Below are 19198 nucleotides of genomic sequence, written 5' to 3'. Positions count from 1 at the left end.
TTGGTTATTATTCTTGAATTAAAGAAATGCTGTTAGCAGAAGCGCTTTCGGGCATCTTATTTTGACTTCTGGTTACGCTGCCCATTCCAACAGTTTGGTTTTGTTCGGGTGTGTCGTGTAAACGAGACATCGCTAAAATTGGCGCTGATACACTGTTGGGTATAAAGCTTTGCGCACTTGCCACAACCGCTTGAGATTTAACGCCTACTATGCGGGCGTTAACGAGATATCCATCGGTGTGCTTAAGCATAGTGCCACCTACAATATAGCGTGCTGGCATCTGACCACTAAAGTCTTCGTAATCTTTACTGAACGCAAAATCACCTTGTTCGGTGACCCTGATATACCCTGTCGTTTTAAAGTCAATTACCGGTATGCCGAATTTATGTACTTCATGGATTAGGCTTTCAGCTATTTGAATTCCCAATAAATTGGCGTCATTGTAATCACTGTCCAACATCACAAAACTGACTACTGCAACGGGAGTGGTCGAATTAACATACTGCAGGTTCGCCACTAGATCTTGCATTAGACCACGTACGTAGTGGTTAATACTGTGCTCTTTTGAATTTTGAATGTTTTCTTGACGTTTTACGTCAGTCGCTAAGGCATTTTTATATTGGAAGTTTTGTTTAAATTGATTCTGAAAACTCATACTCGAAGCTAAGGTGGAGTCGTCATTTTGGGCTTGGGTCACCTCGGGATCTTGAGTGGTTGCGTTAGTGTTGACTGTGTCTTCCGTAGGCGTAAAAGCAGAGCAACCAACAAGGGCCAAGACTGCCAAAAGACTGAACGTTTTTACTGCCATGTTATTGATCCTCAAGTGCGATGTATATGGCCTGTTAGGGCGCTGTATTGCTTCTAATAACAAACGTAATAGCAAATAAAGTGCCAAACAAAGGTTTAGTCAAAACATCTAATTAGTTAGCTAAATGGTCGACTTAGCGCTTACGAACTAAAACGCTAATAAGCGTTTCGGTAAATTTGATTGTGTTTCATATTAACTTTTGACGCACTCCACATGGCGTCATTGGGTACATAATCCGTTGCGGCTGCAAGCACAATGTTTTCTGGTATTTGAATCAACCTGATATTCACCATAGTGCTGTTTTCTTGCAAGGTATAGGTGCCAGTTAAGAAATAGTCTGCATTGATGCTGGGTGACAGTTCATTGACTTGTCTACTGAGCATTTTATCGGCATGTTTATTAATTTTAATATTTGGCATGGTTTTAAAATCAATAACTTGTAAACCTGCCTGCGTCGCAAAGGTCATAAGGCTTTCTTGAATTTGTAAACCTAACGCCATGTTTGAAGGCAAAGACTCGCCGCTTGCACCCATTGTCGGTAAAATTGTGCCGATAGCTATGGTGTTGGCGGTGTCAAAAAACTGCGAAGTGCCCAATAGTTGTCTAGCGAGTTTCTCAACATGTCCATGTAGTGTGTTTGATGGGTGCTCTGATTTCGCATCCTTCACTACTACATGATTGTTGCTATCTTCCATTAAGCCGGTCATGGCACAGCCTGAAATCAAGACCGCTACTAGGGGCATTAAGCATAAATTTCGCATAGAGTTTATTTCTTTCGTATAAGCTTTAAGAGGTTACAGAGCAAAATAAATGCCAATAGCATTTTTATACTAGGTTTTTTAAAGTGTTTATGGCTCCAATAAAAGAGGGCTTAGAATAATTGAGCTTAGAAACTGACTAAAATAAAATGACACGAAAGGTTTTGGGTGTTGGCTCCCTCTTAATAACAGACGACATTATTTGGAAAACATATGAATTTAATCAAACCGTATACAAAGTTACAAAAGTTACTAGACAAAAGTTTAACGTTTGAAGGGGTGGCGCCTTTGTTGTTAAGACTTTATCTGGCGCCAGTGATGTTACAAGCAGGTTGGAACAAATATCAGAGCTTCGATGCCATAGTCGATTGGTTTGGTAATGCTGACTATGGACTGGGTTTACCTTTTCCTGTGCTGATGGCGTTTTTGGCAACGGCAACTGAGTTGCTGGGAGGACTCTTACTTTTACTGGGGTTAGCTGTGCGCTGGATATCTATCCCACTAATGGTGACTATGTTAGTCGCAGTGTTTGCTGTGCACTGGCCAAATGGCTGGGCTGCGATTGCCGATGCCAGCAGTTGGTTGTCTGATGGGACGATCATGCTTAACGAAGCAGTAATTAATGCACCTGCAAAATTAGCGGCTGCGAAAGAGATTTTGCAAGAGCATGGCAATTATGAATGGCTTACATCCAGTGGAAAATTTGTGGTACTTAACAACGGGATTGAATTCGCCATGACCTACTTTATTATGCTGCTTTCGTTGTTTTTCACCGGTGGCGGCAAGTTCACTAGTGTTGATTATTTCTTGGCTAAAAAATATTTAGTTCATCAATAAAAAATCTCTGCGCGTGAACGTTTTTTTGATTAGGATAGGGCAAATTTGAAATATAGGATAATTTCATGCAAGCGTTAGATTTATTACTTACCCGCAGCTCACAACCTCGTCTACAATCGCCGGCGCCAGAAGGCCAAGTATTGGAGAATATTAAGCAGGCCGCGTTGCGGGTACCTGATCATGCAAGCTTGACCCCTTGGCAATTTGTTGTTTGCCAAAAACAAGGGTTACGACGCTTAGGCGAAATATATGAACAAGCTGCCATTTCTGCAGATAAGTCAGAAAAAGAAATTGAGCGTGCGCCGCAATTGCCATTACGTGCTCCTATGGTGATTGTTGTAATTGCAAAATATACCGAGCACGAAAAAGTGCCTTGGGTCGAGCAAGTTGCTTCGGCTTCTTGTGCGGTTATGGCCATGCAAATGGCTGCCGTTGCTCAGGGGTTTGCAGGAGTGTGGCGAACTGGCAGCTATGCCCATGATCCAATTGTAAAACAGGCATTTGATTTATCAGAGCAAGACGAAATAGTGGGTTTTTTGTATTTAGGATCATCTGCTGTTACGCCGTTACCTAAGCCCACAAAAGACAGCGCTGAGTTTTTCGAATTTTGGGATGAATAACTGCGAACAACACACAAAACTTGCTACCTTGAATTGTCAATGCAGAGCATCAAAGTGATGCTCTGCTGATTACAGTTTAGACACTTTAACCTCTGTAATTTGCGTGCTCTAAAAGCACAAAGATTCATGTCTGTACTCTGTTTTTAGAAGCCGATCTTTACTGTCGTTATTCTTCTTGATCGTCCTCTGGTTTCTGCGCAACTCTAGGTTTACGTTTCATCGGTAAATCTCCCACTTCTTTACCTAACATGGTTTTAACTCGATTAGGCGTATTATTGGGTTTAGGTTTTTGGTTAACCTTTTTATTCGTCGCTTTTTTGCCGATGGCTGTTTTGGCTTTAATAGGTTTTAGGCCTTTGAACTTAGCTTCTAACCCTTCAATGTCACTAAACTCAATGTTTTGCTGCATAAAACTCTTGATGGCTAAAAAGCTAAACCAATCTTTGGGGCCAACTAACGATACCGCTTGGCCTTTATTACCCGCGCGTCCTGTTCTGCCCACTCGGTGGACATATTCATCGGCCAATTTAGGTAAGTCAAAATTCACCACTAAAGCCACATTCAGTAAATCTAGGCCGCGAGAGGCGATGTCGGTGGTGACCAATATATGATGCTGACCACGGCCGAATTCACTCATAATATTATTACGCTGACCTTGGGTGAGATCACCACTTAGGGCTGCTGCGTGAAATCCTTGCTCCTTTAGCAACACTGTTAGTCTTTCAGTATCGGTACGGGTGGCAGTAAAAATTATTATTTGGCGGTAATCTTGCTGTTTAATGATATGTGCCAATAACAATTCTTTGTGGGTAACGTGATCAGCCAAATAAAATTGCTGCTGAATATCTTTATGTTCTTCACCCGCAGATCCCACACTAATGCGTTGCGGACTTTTTAAAAGTGTTTGGGTTAGTTCGTGCAACGCAGCGCTGTCGAGCGTGGCAGAAAACATCATGGACTGACGTTTGCGGTGGTCGGCTGCTTGATTGATAAGCCTTAATTGTGACGCAAAACCTAAATCTAACATACGATCAGCTTCGTCTAATATCAGCATCTCAAGTCCGTTCAAGAATAACGATTTGCCAGCCAAATGGTCGGCCACTCGGCCTGCAGTGCCTACGATAAACTGTGGATGATGTTTGAGCGCTTTGACCTGATCATTAAAGTTTTCTCCGCCCAATACCAATGCGGCTTTGAGGGGCTGTTTTGCAATTAACCACTTAAGCTGTAAAAACACCTGTTTAGCTAACTCTCGAGTGGGCGCCAAAATTAACACTCGCGGATCGCGGCGGCTCAGTGGTTGTTTGGTTAATACTCTGTGTACTGCCGGCAATAAAAACGCTAGGGTTTTTCCCGAGCCAGTTTTAGAAGAGGCAATTAAATCGTTGCCCAGTAAACCGTAAGGGATAGCCTTACTTTGGATTTCGGTAGGAGAATCAAGCCCTTTAATTTCAAGGGCTTTTAATAAATTATGATGTAAAGGTAGGTCGGTAAATTGCAAAAGACATGCTCTAAAAACTGATATTACGCCGATTATACAAGGCTGTTGACAATTGTGTCGGTTTATTTCAAAACATCATTTCAGAAACGTTATCACTTATTACCAATTTGCCCGCAGTTTTCGACTGGATTTCTGCCACTGAAACGCCAGGTGCGCGCTCAATTAAGTGAAAAGCCCCGTCTTTTACTTCAAGAACGGCTAAGTCGGTAATGATTTTGTTAATACAATTTACGCCGGTTAAGGGTAGGGTGCATTGTTCTAACAGTTTTGAATTACCATGTTTGTCAGCGTGCGTCATAGTGACGATAATGTTTTGAGCTCCTGCAACTAAATCCATGGCACCTCCCATTCCTTTGATAAGTTTACCAGGGATCATCCACGAGGCGATATTACCATGGCAATCGACCTCAAAAGCCCCAAGCACTGTTAAGTCTACGTGGCCGCCGCGGATCATCGCAAAACTCTCTGCAGAACTAAAGATAGACGCTCCAGTAGCAGCAGTAACGGTTTCTTTACCGGCGTTTATCATATCTGCGTCGACTTGCGCTTCGGTCGGATAGGGACCCATACCAAGTAACCCATTCTCTGATTGCAACATCACTTCAATATCACTAGCCACATAATTGGCGGCTAGGGTAGGGATGCCAATACCTAAGTTAATATAATGACCATCACCAAATTCTTGGGCTACTCGCATAGCTATTTGTTCTCTACTTAATGACATAATAATGACCTATTGATTGTTGCTAGCGGATGAAAGGATTTTACGTTCTATACGTTTTTCAAACTGGCCTACAATAACTCTGTCAACGTATATACCTGGCGTGTGAATTTCACTTGGCGAGAGTTCCCCTGGCTCGACGATCTCTTCGACTTCTAAAACAGTAATTTTGCCCGCTGTTGCCGCCATGGGATTAAAGTTTTGTGCGGTATGGCGATAAATACAATTTCCATAACGGTCGGCTTTGTACGCTTTGACTATGGCAAAATCACCCGTAATTGATTCTTCTAATATATAATCACGACCATTAAACTTTCTGGACTCTTTTCCCTCACCAACAGGGGTACCAAAACCTGTTGCAGTGTAAAAGGCTGGGATCCCTGCGCCTCCAGCGCGCATTTTTTCAGCTAAGGTACCTTGGGGAGTGAGCTCAACTTCCAGTTCGCCGTTGAGAAGTTGCTGCTCAAATAAAGCATTTTCTCCCACATAAGATGACACCATTTTGCTGATTTGTTTGTCTTCTAACAACAAACCTAAACCAAAACCGTCAACCCCACAGTTATTCGAAACAACAGTGAGCCCTTTGGTACCCATTTTTTTTATTTGGGCAATTAACCCTTCGGGAATACCGCAAAGGCCAAATCCGCCAGCAATGACTGTCATGTCGTCTTGTAAGCCGGCCATTGCCGCTTCGTAACTTTCTACAACCTTGTTAAAACCTGCCATGATTTACTCTCAAGTTAAGTGACTAAGGAGTGTTGATTATGCATCTATCTAGTAGGTGCAAATAAACAACAATGCTTAGAGTGTAAAAGATACGTTTAAATAGTAAAATCAAATTAATGTCTGTATTAATAAATTTAATTTATTAATTGATTTTATGAACGAGTGACTCTATGTATAACGTATCTTTTCGCCAACTCCAGATTTTTGTATGTATCGCGAGATCGCACACCTTTGCTCAGGCTGCTGAAAAAATGTGTCTGTCGCAACCGGCATTGTCTTCGGCAATTAAAAAAATGGAATCTCAATTGGGGGGGGGATTATTTTCACGTACCACCCGAAAAGTTGAATTGAGTCCTGAAGGACGACAGTTTTTGCCGGTAGCGGAGCGCCTTATTGATGATTGGCAAGAAGCGTTTTCAGACTTACATAACTTATTTTCGTTAGGTCGAGGAAAATTATCAATTGCCGCTATGCCTTCGTTTGCTGCGGGTTTGTTGCCGGGTATTTTGCAACAATTTAAAACGGAGTGTCCTAATATCAAGTTGTCTGTTGCAGATGTGGTCATGGAATCAGTGATCAAAGATGTACAGGCAGGAAGAGCAGAAATAGGCTTTTCGTTTGAACATGACAAAATGGATGGTTTGCAGTTTCATCCTATCCTTACTGATGATTTTATTGCGGTACTGCCAGTCAATCATCCTTTGTGTGCAAACGAAAGTTTGTCATGGGCACAGATTTCATCTTACCCATTTGTGGCTATGAACAAAGGATCAGCCATTCGTCATTGGATTGATTCATTCATGGTTATCAATGGGTTATCACTCAATATTGTGGTTGAGGCAAGTCAACTTGCTACTCTAGGGCAATTTGTAAAACATGACTTAGGTGTATCGGTAGTACCTGCTTTGTGCAAAGAGCAAATGTTGAGCAAAGATTTGCTTTGCTTGAAAATTCATCAAAGTGGGTTGTCTAAACGAGTAGGGATCATTCGCCAAAAAAATGGCAATCTGTCATCTGTAGCATCTTCTTTTTGGCACTGGACAGTGAATAATGTTTCTTATTCCTAGTAATATTGATTCGTGATTACAACGCAACGTTTTGACTAAATTACCATTTTTTCTTTTCTGCAAAAAGTTCGTCGAGTTCGTTTCTTTCTGATTCTTCTTTTTTCGCCACATCACGACTGTTTACGGATTTTAAGCTATTTTCAATGTTCTCTAATTGTTCTTCCAATTGTGCCTGTCTAGTAACAATAAATTCGTCTGGGTTAGGCTGAGAAGCGAGAGCACTGATCGCTTTTTCTAGACATTGCCTAGCAGATCCCAATTGATTATTTTTTAAGGCCGACTCTCCTCGGCGTATTAAGGTGTCAACGTTCGCGCGTAGTTGTAACCTTTCAAGTAGCTTATCTTCTGCTAAGAAGACTCGACTTTCAATTTTGCCTTTTTTGAATTCTGCTCGTAATAACGCTCGCATGGTTTTAATACCGCGAATGAACTGAATAACTTGCTTGTCGCTTTGAGGTAACTGAAAACTTTCTTCGCTTGGAGGGGGCTTATTTACTTCAATGGCTTTTAGGCTGCTTTCTGCAGTTTTTATTCTATCGTCTGAGCCCGTTGTGTTGTCACCTATTTGTTTAGCCGCTTTCATTGCAGCTAATATTCTTCTTTGCAGAATAAATATCAATCTTTGAGAGATAGGGATTTGCTCTGCGGCCAATAGCGCCGTTTCGGTATTCTCGATAATATTTTTTAGTTTTGATAATTCGGCCCGACGATCGCTTTCAATTTTATTTTTGTGTTGTTGGATCGCGTTTACAATAATGCCAACTAGCACTAATGAAACAATCAATATTATTATTATTGTAAATACCATAACTCTATAACTTTCCCACTTTCGCGCTTAATCTCTCTTTGCTATTTCAAGGAGTAAACTAGGGTAACGTCAGAATAAAAACGCTACCACCTAACTTACCACCATTTCTAAGTGATATTGTGCCTCTGGCCTCTGCTTTGGTATGTGCTTGAGCAATTAATCTTGCAAAAAACAACCCCAACCCTGTTCTACCTTGACCAATATCGCAGTGTTGCATATTGATGTTATGTGCGTCTAACATGCTTTGTGGGTAACCTGGGCCGTCATCTTCGACCTTAAATACTAATTTGTCGTTTTCTGAATAAACACTCAACAGTATCTTTTTTTGGCTGTAACGCATTGCATTTATTAAAACGTCATTTAACAAAATACCTATGAGATCCGAATCTAGGTACCATACTAAATCGGCTGATTGCTCAACTTCTAAAATCATATTTTTATGGCTTAGATAACTTTCGTTAGTTGCTAACAAATCGTCGATGACATCTTCTATATGATGTTCGTCAATATTGAGCGGCAAACTGTTCAATCCAGCTCGATATAACGAAAGTAATTGCACTAGACCTGTATTGAGCCTTGAGGCCTCATAATGCGCCGATGCTAAATGCTCTTTGGATTGAGGATCGGAATCACTTACTGTGTGCCCCAAATTTTCAATTGATTGCATTAACAGACACAAAGAGTTTTTCATATCATGTACAGCAGACCCCAATACAGTGGAAAAATCAATTAGTTCATCTTTAGGCATAGGGTATTCCCATTGGGTAAATTAACGGAAAAAACATAGGGTTGAACGTGAAATAAGTCTATTCGTTCGTTGCATCTTATCAGACCTTTTTCGTAATTTGATATTTGATTTGCCTACAGGTTTAGCTTTTTGGCCGTTTGGGTTTTTATATAACTAGAACTTTTTTTTAAAAAAAAATGGAATTCACCTTGTTAAAGTTATATAACGTTTTAATATATAAAAACTCCCACGGTTAACAAGCAAGGCTAATACATGAAATTACAGCAACTCCGATACATTGTTGAAGTACTCAATAACAACTTAAACGTATCGGCTACCGCAGAAAGCTTGTACACATCACAACCTGGGATCAGTAAACAAGTTCGTATGTTAGAAGATGAGTTGGGCGTACAAATATTTGGTCGTAGTGGCAAACATCTTACTCATGTAACGGAAGCAGGCCAAGATGTCATTAATATCTCTCGTGAAATATTGGCTAAAGTTGAAAGCATCAAGGCTGTCTCTCGAGAGCATACTTTACCAGATCAAGGTAAGTTGAATATTGCTACGACTCATACGCAGGCGAGATACGCTTTACCTGAAGTAATTAAAGGCTTTATGAACAAGTATTCAAAAGTCTCGCTGCATATGCACCAAGGCACACCTTCACAAATTAGTGATCTTGCCGCTAAGGGCGAAGCTGATTTCGCAATCGCTACTGAATCGTTACATTTGTACAATGATTTAGTGATGTTGCCTTGTTATCACTGGAATCGGAGCATCATTGTTAACCGTGATCATCCGCTAGCGAAGAAAACTGCTATCACCATAGAAGACATTGCGGAATACAATTTAGTTACTTATGTGTTTGGTTTTACTGGGCGATCCTCCTTAGACCAAGCATTTAGTAGTGCCGGAATCGATCCGAAAATTGTGTTTACTGCCACAGATGCTGACGTAATTAAAACTTATGTCAGGCTAGGTGTGGGAGTTGGGGTGATAGCCTCAATGGCAATTGACGATAAGTTAGACTCTGATTTAGTTAAAATTGACGCGAGTCATTTGTTTGAATACAGCACCACTAAGATTGGCTTTAGAAAAGGGTCTTTCTTACGCAGCTATATGTACGAGTTTATCGAACGTTTTGCACCACATCTTACTAAAACAGTGGTTGAAAAAGCGATGATGTTAAAAAATAACGACGAAGTAGAGAAAATGTTTAAAGGTTTAACCTTGCCGGTCAGGTAAAAACACAGTTAAGTTATCTAACATTTGAAAAAACGGCGTCAATATTACAACTGACGCCGTTTTTAGTTTAAGTCGTGGTTGTTGGCACGGATGGAGCTACTTTTTTAACACTCAATAATATTGACAGCTAAGCCGCCACGAGCGGTTTCTTTGTATTTTGACTTCATGTCGTTACCCGTTTCCCACATGGTTTTGATAACCTTGTCGAGAGACACTTTATGTTGACCTGTGCCCCTCAGGGCTAATCTTGAAGCATTGATTGCCTTGATGGCACCCATAGCATTGCGTTCGATACAAGGGACTTGTACAAGCCCTCCGACTGGATCACAGGTTAATCCAAGGTTATGTTCCATTCCAATTTCAGCAGCGTTTTCAACTGCATCCACCGAACCTCCAATTATTTCGGTTAATGCACCTGCGGCCATCGAACAAGCCACGCCTACCTCTCCCTGACAACCAACTTCGGCACCAGAAATCGATGCATTTTTTTTGTATAAAATCCCGATTGCAGCAGCAGTTAACAAATAGCGGCTTACGGTGTCCTTGTCGACAGGTTTTACAAATTTATCGTAATAACACAATACCGCAGGAATAATGCCTGCGGCCCCGTTAGTAGGGGCTGTAACTACTGTGCCGCCACCGGCGTTTTCTTCGTTGACTGCTAATGCAAATAGATTCACCCAATCCATGGCGACCATTGGATCGGCATTTTTTTCATTTTGTAAGCGATTATACAACCCCGGGGCACGGCGCATCACTTTTAAGCCCCCTGGTAAAATACCTTCATTATGAATACCGGTCTGCACACTTTTGTACATGACTTGCCATATATGCCAGAGTTTTTCGACTATTTGTTCTTTGGGTTGAAATACTTGTTCGTTTTTCATCATGATAGAGCTAATACGCATACCTTGCTCATTACAAAGCTCAAGTAACTGCTTAGCACTGGAAAAATTAAAGGGAACGGCTTGTTCTTCGTGAATAAGGGCGGCTACTTTTCGGTCTGCAAAGTCTTGTTCGCGGATAATAAACCCACCCCCGATTGAGAAGTAAGTTTGTGAAATGAGCACTTTACTATTTTTCATGGCGTGTAAGGTCATGCCATTTGGGTGTTGGCTCAAGGATTTGCGACGATGAAAAATAATGGCATTTTGAGCAGGAAATTTAATCAACCTTTTTGCATCTAGATTGAGTTGTTGTGTGCTTTTAACTTGTTCTAGCAAGCCATCAACTAATGAGCTATCAATGGATTCTGGCACGTAGCCTAGTAATCCGAGTATCACCGCTTTACCTGTTCCGTGACCTTTACCCGTTTGCCCCAAGGAACCAAACAGCTCCACCTGAACTTCATCAATAGTGTCGAAAAAGCCTTGATCTGATAATTCCCCACAGAAAGCCTTGGCAGCACGCATTGGACCCACAGTATGTGAGCTTGAAGGGCCAATGCCGATACTGAACATGTCAAAAACACTGATCATTTTGTACGATCCACAACAAAAAAATTAATAGTTAATTGTGCTGGTTAATTTTAGTGAGAACAATAGCTAAGGTGATAAGTTGACTAGGCGCGGTGTAAAGATTGCTGTTGTTTTTTAAAGAGAATAAATGGGTAGACTAAAAATGATTAGACAAATTTCTCACAAAAGCCGCTGTCGCCCCCCAAATATTGTGTTGTTTCCAAGGAATAAAATAAATGGGAAACTGCCCATTATTACGTTTAACCCAATGGATTAAATGATTTTTTTGATCTAAGAGAAAACTTAACGGTACTTCAAAGGTGCTATCAACTTCATTTTTATCTAAGGTTAATTCTGTTGGGGCTGAGATAAAACCAACATAAGGTATCACTTCATAGCGACTGACAGTGCGATACAAGGGTAGGTTTCCGACAATCTCTACTTTGTTTGCAGGTAATCCGACTTCTTCATGTGTTTCTCGTAATGCTGTTTCCACTAACGAATTGTCTGATAGCTCTTGTTTACCACCAGGGAAACTGACTTGACCCGCATGATGTTTTAAGTGAGTGGCTCTAACCGTAAATAGAACGGTTAGTTCGTCACTATATTCTAATATGGGTAACAATACGGCAGCCGGCTTCCCAGGCGCTCTAAGAGGGTAGTCAGACTCTGAGTTGACCTGTTTGGCATGATGAAAACGGGTGATAAATTGCGCTTTATTCATCTGTCATCATCCGTGTTTAGTCAATGAAGACTGTTGAGTTAATGTAGGTAGTATTTTTGATACTTTGTCCAAGCTCTCTTGGTACTCCTCTTTGGCGTCGGAATCTAACACAATACCTCCACCGGCCCAACAGTGGATGGTAGGTTCATCTTTATCATTTTCACATAACAATGTGCGTATGCAAATGTTGGTATCCATATCGCCCAATATCCCTAGATAACCAATGCTTCCACAATAAACATTGCGCTTGTTAGGCTCCAACTCATCGATAATCTCCATTGCACGTATTTTTGGGGCGCCAGTTATCGAACCGCCTGGAAAAGCGCCTTGCAATAGATCCATAGGGCTGCTGCTGTTTTTTAGCTTTCCCGTGACTGTACTGACCAGATGATGAACTGCCGCAAAACTTTCTAACTTAAATAAATCAGGAACATCAACACTACTAGGCTGACAATGCTTACTTAGATCGTTACGTAAAAGATCAACAATCATTAAGTTTTCAGCCCGATCTTTTTCAGAACTGAGTAATGCTGACATTTGTAGTTGATCGTCTTCGTCATTATCACAACGGGGTCTGGTCCCTTTTATTGGTTTGGTTTGCACCTTACGGTCTTTTACAGATAAAAAACGTTCGGGTGATATGCTCATCACCGCGCCATTTTCAAAACGCAAAAATGCCGAAAATGGCGCCTGATTTGCGACTCTTAAATCTTGGTATGCGCGCCACTCATCACCTCTATAGTGGGCCGAAAAACGTTGTGCTAAGTTTATTTGGTAACAGTCTCCAGCATTTAAGTAAGCCAATATTCTAGACAGTTTATGGGTGTACTGTTCTTGGCTCATGTTAGCTTGCCATTGACGACTTAGAGTAAAGGAGGTCGACGGCAGTTCACTTGCAGCTAGTTGTTGGATATCTTGGATTGATGGATGAGGGTAATTGTCCAGATAACATAAATAAAACTGCTGCCTTACATTGTCTTTTATGACGCTCCACCCATAAATTCCCACTGCTAAGTTGGGAGTGGAATATTCATCTCTATTGTTGTCAGGTAAATGTTCGAAACGTTTACCTAAGTCGTAACCAAATAAACCGAGGGCACCTACCATAAAGGGTAAATGCGCATTGTCGCCGCCGACAACTTGAGTGCTTGGCATAATTTGTTCGAGCAAATTCTCTACTAACGTTAGAGGATTGTTAGCGTTCTCTTGGTTGTGATTGGTTTGGCGATTCCAAACATAACTGACATTACCTTTTGTGGATACGGTAGCAATAGGATTGGCGACCATTATGTCATAGCGACCATCTTTGTGTTGACTGTTCGCGGAGTCTAAAAGCATCGACCACGCTTGATCTGCATAGTGGCAAAAGATGTCAGCCATTGAATAGTGACTAGGTAAATTAAGGGGGCAAACTTTTAATGGATATTTGCGGTTGTTCATGGTGGCTGGTTCTGTATACCTTAAAAATTACTTGATGGGAGTCAAATAGTGCTGCCGAATTGTCGTGGAGCAAATTTCGTGTTCAGGTTATCATATCTAATAGTAAAAACTTAACCTAGAAAATTTAAGAGGCAACCATGACAGTTATCCGTCAGCAGGATTTTATAGATAGTATTGAAGAGTCTTTGCAGTTTATTTCTTATTACCATCCCCTTGATTATATTAAAGCGGTCGAAAAAGCTTATAACAAAGAGCAAAGTCAGGCGGCAAAAGATGCCATGGCGCAGATTCTCATCAATTCACGTATGTCTGCAGAAGGGAAACGACCTTTGTGTCAAGACACGGGTATAGTTACATGTTTTGTGAAAATTGGTATGGCGGTGCAATGGGATAAAACCGATTTAACTGTACAACAAATGGTTGATGAGGGAACACGACGTGCGTACCTTAACCCTGACAATCCATTGCGAGCGTCAATTGTCGCCGATCCTGCAGGCAAAAGAATCAATACTAAAGACAACACGCCAGCGGTCGTGCACATTGATACGGTTCCCGGTAACGAGATTGAAGTCATGATTGCTGCTAAAGGTGGCGGTTCTGAGAATAAGTCTAAAATGGTTATGCTAAACCCTAGTGATGATATCGCTGACTGGGTAGTTAAAACTTTACCAACTATGGGAGCGGGTTGGTGTCCGCCAGGAATGTTGGGTATAGGCATTGGTGGTACCGCTGAAAAAGCTGCAGTTTTAGCCAAAGAGAGTTTAATGGATCCTGTTGATATACAAGAATTAATGGACCGAGGTGCAGAGTCGACAGAAGAAAAGTTGCGTTTAGATATATTTAAAAAAGTCAACGATTTAGGTATTGGAGCTCAGGGGTTAGGTGGGTTAACGACAGTCGTTGATATCAAAATTAAATCTGTTCCAACTCATGCTGCGTCAAAACCTGTCGCTATGATCCCTAATTGTGCTGCGACTCGTCACGCCCATTTCCATTTGGATGGTTCTGGACCGGCTGAGTTTACTCCACCTAAATTAGAAGATTGGCCAAAAGTAACTTGGGAAGTTGGCGAGGGGACTCGCCGAGTCGATTTGAATACTGTGACCAAAGAAGATATTCAAGAATGGAAAGTAGGCGAGACAGTATTATTGTCGGGCAAAATGTTAACCGGGCGTGATGCCGCTCACAAACGTATTCAAACCATGTTAACGAATGGCGAAGGGTTACCTGAAGGAGTGGATTTTGACAACAAATTTATTTATTACGTTGGCCCAGTCGACGCAGTCGGTGATGAAGCTGTGGGTCCCGCTGGACCTACAACGGCGACGCGTATGGATAAATTTACAGATATGATGTTAGACCAAACCGGTATTATTGGCATGATAGGCAAAGCCGAACGGGGTCCGGCTACAGTCGAAAGTATTGCGAAACATAAGTCTGTGTATTTGATGGCGGTGGGTGGTGCGGCGTATTTGGTATCTAAAGCGATTAAAAAGGCGCGAGTCGTGGCCTTCGAAGATTTAGGTATGGAAGCTATTTATGAGTTTGACGTGGTTGATATGCCTGTGACAGTTGCGGTAGATAGCACTGGATCGAATGCCCACGAAACAGGACCAGCAATTTGGAAAATTAAAATAGCTGAAATGGAAAAATAAACATCTGAGAATAAATTGAGGCGGTAAATTACAGCGATAATTTACCGCCTTTTTTATTCACACCAGCTTTAGGTAACAACAAGAGTCGAACACACCATTATGAGTCAATTTAACGACCCTAAATTATTATTTATTTTTATTGGTTTAATTTTATTGGGAAGCTTATTTGGGGCGTTAATTGCCGGCTTTAGAGCCAGTCAACGTGCCTATAAAACCATTGCACAAAACAATTTATTGGCAACACAACAAGAAGCTCAATTAAGAGAGCAACTTGCTCGACAAGATTTGGCTATAAAAAACTTCACATCTGAGCAACGCACTGCCCAACAAGAACAAATGCGCACCGAAAATAAATTGGGTCAATTGACACAACGAGTTCAAAGAATTGCTGAGCTAGAAATAGAAAAAAACTACTGGCAGCAGCAACATCAACAAAGTAATAAGCAAGCCAGTGAGTTACGCACCCAATTAGAGTCACAATCTGCACGTTTTGAACAAGAACAAATTGCCAGTCAGGATAAATTGCAGTTGCTTGAAGCCGCCGAAAAACGTTTGCAAGAGCAGTTCGAAAATCTTGCGAACAAAATTTTTGAACAGAAACAAGAAAAATTCAGCCAATCCAGTAAAGCGGGGTTGGATTCGATTTTGTTACCGTTAAAAGAGCAAATTGAGGGATTTAAAAAACAAGTGACAGATCAATATGTCAAGGAAGGGCAGGAGCGCTCCTCCCTTAAAACTGAAATTTTAGGCTTAAAAGAGCTTAATCAGCAAATGACTCACGATGCGGCCGCGTTAACCAAAGCCTTAAAAGGTGACAATAAGGCTCAAGGAAGCTGGGGTGAAGTGGTATTAGAAAGAGTGCTAAAAGAGTCTGGCCTGCGAGAAGGACATGAATTTAATACCCAAGTAGCTTTAAAAAATGAACAGGGTAAAAGTTACCAGCCAGATGTGGTGGTGCATTTACCCAACGATAAAGATATTGTGGTCGACTCTAAAGTGTCTCTCGCCGCGTACGAACGTTATTTTAATGAGCATGATGATGAGTTAGCGCGAGCAATGCACTTAAAAGAACACGTAAACTCCTTGCGTAACCATATAAGAGAGTTAGGTAGAAAAGATTATCAAGACTTAAAGGGCATTCGAACCTTAGATTATGTGTTGATGTTTATCCCAATTGAGTCGGCTTTTTTATTAGCGGCGGACCAAGCCCCAGAATTAATGAAATTGGCTTTTGATAACAACATTATGTTGGTGAGTCCTACTAACCTGCTGGTGGCCTTACGTACAATCAACAATATTTGGCAATACGAATACCAGAATCAGAATGCCCAAAAAATTGCAGATAATGCCGCCAAACTATATGACAAATTCCATGGGTTTATGGTGGATATGGATAAGGTGGGAAAAGCTATCGAGTCGAGTCAAAAAAGTTATGACGGGGCGATGAATAAATTATCTTCAGGAAAAGGCAATATTGTTCGCCAGATTGAACAATTTCGTAAATTGGGTGTGCAGAGTAATAAAACTTTGGATAAAAACTTACTGGATAACGCCGATTTAAACGATGAATTAAACTAGATTGTTCGCCATCATATTTTGGGGGACAGACTATCTATCTGCTCAGTATTGGCAGCTAATTTCCCCAAATATATGACGAGTTTGAAGTAAGTGATAAGCAAAGTGAAATCAGTTAGTGACTCCGAATTCGACTTGACTCTTTTGTTAACTATTACTGACCCTATTGCGGTCTAGAAACCAGGCGATTAATGCAAAAGCAAAATAAGCGACAACGGCTGATACCGCGGTAGTAGTCTCATTGTCTTGTGGTGATAAAGGCCCAAAAATATTTATAATATTTATCCCCAAAAGAACAACAATAAAAACTGGCATTCCGTATTTCGCAATTTTAGTTACCCCTGTTGATGAACGCATATAAAGATAAAGTCCAGCGATAAGTATCACTGATTCTAAAATATAAGTAAGCACATCGTTATTCCATAATCCAAATCCAACCTTTAACGAATTATCTGTTATTAATGGCAAGTCTGGGGTGTGCACTAACAAATCAAAGAACCAATGGGATATGACGGCAATAGCAAAAACCATTGCCAGTTTAAGTCTAAGTTGGTGGTGTTTAAATAAGGCAAAAAATACAAATGTGAATGTTGCTGCACCCCAAAAGAAAGTGGCTACTAAACTATGGCTGTAAGGCATAAAATCTAATGAAAAATGCGTTGCCTCAGTAAAGTTTTCAATGAGCCTAAAATGTTCAATACCCAGTAACGTTAGTGGAAAAAATAAAATGTCGACGAACTGCACAGCAATAAATAAGAAGCCCAATGATGCGTTCTTGTTACATGATTTTAAAGCAAAACTAGCGGCATAATGACCAATAAACATAATAATCCTCTTCCTATACAAGTAGTGTAAAGTCACGGTCAAGCATTAAACTCACATCGTAATTTCACAGTGATTGAACCTAGTATACTTATATGGTTTGTATATCGAATCTTGATTTTTTGTCAGTGGCTATCCATATATGAATAGCGTATGCTGTTTTTATCAATATTGGAGACTAAAGACAGACAATATATGCAACATTTATCTTGGGAGCTTATTCATGTTTTCACCGTTGTAGCAAAGTTAGGAAGTTTGTCAAAAGCAGCCAAAGCGCTGCAAACATCACAGCCAACATTAAGTAGACAAATAGCCTTACTAGAAAAAAAACTACAAATAACGCTTTTTGAACGCAGTACTCAGGGGTTGAAAATTACCGAGTTAGGGGCAAAATTAATAGAGAGTAGCGATATGATGTCACAGGCATCAGAGCATTTTATGCGAAGCGCTTCGGGAGCTACGCTATCTTTGGCAGGAAATATTCGGATTAGTGCCAACGAAGTCATTGGATTATATTATTTGCCCCACGCAATAATGCTTTTTAATCAGCTTTACCCAGAAATCCAGGTCGAAGTTGATATTTCTAATCAAACAACAAGTCTGCATAGAAGAGATGCCGACATTGCGTTACGCATGTTTCGGCCCACACAACCTGATCTTATCGCTAAACGTTTACCAGACATACAATTTAATTTAGTTGCTAATAGAGAATATTTATTAAAGCATGGTTGTCCAAAATCCTTACAAGAAATCAGTCAGCATAAGTTAATTGGGTTCGACAGAGATCCACAATTTTTAAAGATGATTCAACAATTAGGTCTACCTCTGACTGAGAAAAATTTTAATTTCAAAACAGACTTCCTACCTTTACAGATTGAACTGGCAAGGAAAGGGGCTGGTATTACAATTACTCATAAACATTTAGTTAAACAATGGTGTGAATTACAGGAAATAATGGTGGATATATCTATTCCAAATTTGGAATTTTGGTTGGTATGCCATGCAGATGTGCAGCACAATCGAAGAATAAGAGTACTAATGGACTTTCTTAGCACCCATATGGAGGAATTGCTCACCTAAACTTGGTGTTATTTTTAGATATATTGTTTGACCTTGGAGGAAGAGGATAAACTGTGCTGTCGATTGTGTAAGTAAAGTAATAAAAAGTGAAATGACTGGGTAAATAGTCGTTATAAATAATGCCCAAGATCAGGCTATGTCCTTGGTAAGATTATAGATTAAGGAATGTTTGCAACTGGCCTGCTTATCTGAATAATAGTGACAAAATCTAACATTGACTGAAAACACTCACGTTGGACTGAAAATTATGTAGCCGCAATGGATAGCTATTAATGTTTTGCATCTCAAAAAATTACAGAGTGCTAAATAGCAGTGCGAGAGTGAAAAGAGTATCGTTGCTTTTTTTGTGAGGTTAACATTTTTATTTGTGCAAAAAAAAACAGCCTCAAAAGAGGCCATTTTTAAAGGTTAGCAGGATAAGCTACTAACCTTCCATGTTGAACGTTTCGGTGGCCGAAGCCCAGTTCGTTCTAGAACAATTCTTTTAAGCTTATATTCTGTCGTTTAGTGCAGCGACGATAGGAGAAGCGTCTAAGCCATTTTCAGAGGCCCAAGCGAGTACCGTTTTGCCATCTTTTTCTGGCGAGCTTAAGTCACCTTTAGGCATTTTCTTGACCATCAAGG

Annotated in this window: 18 protein-coding genes; 7 read left to right on the top strand and 11 right to left on the bottom strand. The window is 40.6% G+C overall.

The window, feature by feature from the left end:
* Positions 1-7 precede the first annotated feature (7 nt).
* Both ABJK37_RS23580 and ABJK37_RS23575 read right to left on the bottom strand, forming a co-directional pair.
* Entirely contained in the window at positions 8-808 is an 801-nt protein-coding gene (locus tag ABJK37_RS23580) for a FlgO family outer membrane protein (RefSeq protein WP_348358920.1), read from the bottom strand.
* A gap of 155 nt (positions 809-963) precedes the next feature.
* Entirely contained in the window at positions 964-1569 is a 606-nt protein-coding gene (locus ABJK37_RS23575; RefSeq protein ID WP_348358918.1) for a FlgO family outer membrane protein, read from the bottom strand.
* A gap of 210 nt (positions 1570-1779) precedes the next feature.
* On the opposite strand from ABJK37_RS23575, the gene ABJK37_RS23570 reads away from it, so the two are divergent.
* Positions 1780-2403 (top strand): DoxX family protein, encoded by a 624-nt coding sequence (locus ABJK37_RS23570; RefSeq protein ID WP_348358917.1) that lies wholly within the window; start codon positions 1780-1782, stop codon positions 2401-2403.
* A 65-nt stretch (positions 2404-2468) separates the two neighbouring features.
* Complete coding sequence (locus tag ABJK37_RS23565; RefSeq protein ID WP_348358915.1) at positions 2469-3023, top strand: NAD(P)H nitroreductase; 555 nt, start codon at positions 2469-2471, stop codon at positions 3021-3023.
* Positions 3024-3189: 166 nt separating this feature from the next.
* On the opposite strand, the gene ABJK37_RS23560 is transcribed toward ABJK37_RS23565, so the two are convergent.
* From ABJK37_RS23560 to ABJK37_RS23550, 3 genes are all read right to left on the bottom strand, one after another.
* A complete protein-coding gene (locus ABJK37_RS23560) occupies positions 3190-4524 on the bottom strand; it encodes a DEAD/DEAH box helicase (protein ID WP_348358913.1) in 1335 nt (444 codons plus the stop codon).
* Between the two features lie 67 nt (positions 4525-4591).
* Positions 4592-5248 (bottom strand): 3-oxoacid CoA-transferase subunit B, encoded by a 657-nt coding sequence (locus ABJK37_RS23555; protein WP_348358911.1) that lies wholly within the window; start codon positions 5246-5248, stop codon positions 4592-4594.
* A 9-nt stretch (positions 5249-5257) separates the two neighbouring features.
* Entirely contained in the window at positions 5258-5971 is a 714-nt protein-coding gene (locus ABJK37_RS23550) for a CoA transferase subunit A (protein ID WP_348358909.1), read from the bottom strand.
* A gap of 170 nt (positions 5972-6141) precedes the next feature.
* On the opposite strand from ABJK37_RS23550, the gene ABJK37_RS23545 reads away from it, so the two are divergent.
* Entirely contained in the window at positions 6142-7038 is an 897-nt protein-coding gene (locus tag ABJK37_RS23545) for a LysR family transcriptional regulator (RefSeq protein ID WP_348358907.1), read from the top strand.
* A 40-nt stretch (positions 7039-7078) separates the two neighbouring features.
* On the opposite strand, the gene ABJK37_RS23540 is transcribed toward ABJK37_RS23545, so the two are convergent.
* Both ABJK37_RS23540 and ABJK37_RS23535 read right to left on the bottom strand, forming a co-directional pair.
* Complete coding sequence (locus ABJK37_RS23540; RefSeq protein ID WP_348358905.1) at positions 7079-7846, bottom strand: hypothetical protein; 768 nt, start codon at positions 7844-7846, stop codon at positions 7079-7081.
* Positions 7847-7904: 58 nt separating this feature from the next.
* A complete protein-coding gene (locus ABJK37_RS23535; RefSeq protein WP_348358903.1) occupies positions 7905-8594 on the bottom strand; it encodes an ATP-binding protein in 690 nt (229 codons plus the stop codon).
* A 252-nt stretch (positions 8595-8846) separates the two neighbouring features.
* Here ABJK37_RS23535 and cysB point away from each other — a divergent pair, with 252 nt between their 5' ends.
* Complete coding sequence (cysB, locus tag ABJK37_RS23530) at positions 8847-9821, top strand: HTH-type transcriptional regulator CysB (RefSeq protein WP_215928755.1); 975 nt, start codon at positions 8847-8849, stop codon at positions 9819-9821.
* Between the two features lie 104 nt (positions 9822-9925).
* Here the strand turns inward: cysB and ABJK37_RS23525 are convergent, their stop codons facing one another.
* From ABJK37_RS23525 to pabB, 3 genes are all read right to left on the bottom strand, one after another.
* The gene (locus ABJK37_RS23525; RefSeq protein ID WP_348358901.1) at positions 9926-11299 is read right to left on the bottom strand and encodes an L-serine ammonia-lyase; all 1374 of its coding nucleotides are present in this window, start codon (positions 11297-11299) and stop codon (positions 9926-9928) included.
* Positions 11300-11435: 136 nt separating this feature from the next.
* Positions 11436-12002, bottom strand: a complete 567-nt coding sequence (locus tag ABJK37_RS23520) for a CoA pyrophosphatase (RefSeq protein WP_348358899.1) — start codon at positions 12000-12002, stop codon at positions 11436-11438.
* Positions 12003-12008: 6 nt separating this feature from the next.
* Positions 12009-13442 carry an aminodeoxychorismate synthase component I gene (gene pabB / locus ABJK37_RS23515; protein WP_348358897.1) on the bottom strand — a complete coding sequence of 478 codons (1434 nt, stop codon included), beginning with the start codon at positions 13440-13442 and terminating at the stop codon, positions 12009-12011.
* A gap of 137 nt (positions 13443-13579) precedes the next feature.
* Here pabB and ABJK37_RS23510 point away from each other — a divergent pair, with 137 nt between their 5' ends.
* Positions 13580-15097, top strand: a complete 1518-nt coding sequence (locus ABJK37_RS23510; protein ID WP_348358895.1) for a fumarate hydratase — start codon at positions 13580-13582, stop codon at positions 15095-15097.
* Between the two features lie 99 nt (positions 15098-15196).
* A complete protein-coding gene (gene rmuC / locus ABJK37_RS23505; protein WP_348358893.1) occupies positions 15197-16675 on the top strand; it encodes a DNA recombination protein RmuC in 1479 nt (492 codons plus the stop codon).
* Between the two features lie 144 nt (positions 16676-16819).
* Here rmuC and ABJK37_RS23500 read toward each other — a convergent pair whose 3' ends face one another.
* Positions 16820-17497, bottom strand: coding sequence for a hypothetical protein (locus tag ABJK37_RS23500; RefSeq protein ID WP_348358892.1), 678 nt, complete (start codon positions 17495-17497; stop codon positions 16820-16822).
* Positions 17498-17647: 150 nt separating this feature from the next.
* Between ABJK37_RS23500 and ABJK37_RS23495 the strand changes: the two genes are divergently transcribed.
* Complete coding sequence (locus tag ABJK37_RS23495) at positions 17648-18574, top strand: LysR family transcriptional regulator (RefSeq protein WP_348358890.1); 927 nt, start codon at positions 17648-17650, stop codon at positions 18572-18574.
* The last annotated feature ends 624 nt before the right edge of the window (positions 18575-19198 follow it).

Source organism: Paraglaciecola sp. (genome assembly GCF_039964565.1).
GTDB lineage: Bacteria > Pseudomonadota > Gammaproteobacteria > Enterobacterales > Alteromonadaceae > Paraglaciecola.
This window is presented reverse-complemented; position numbering and strand designations above follow the sequence as displayed.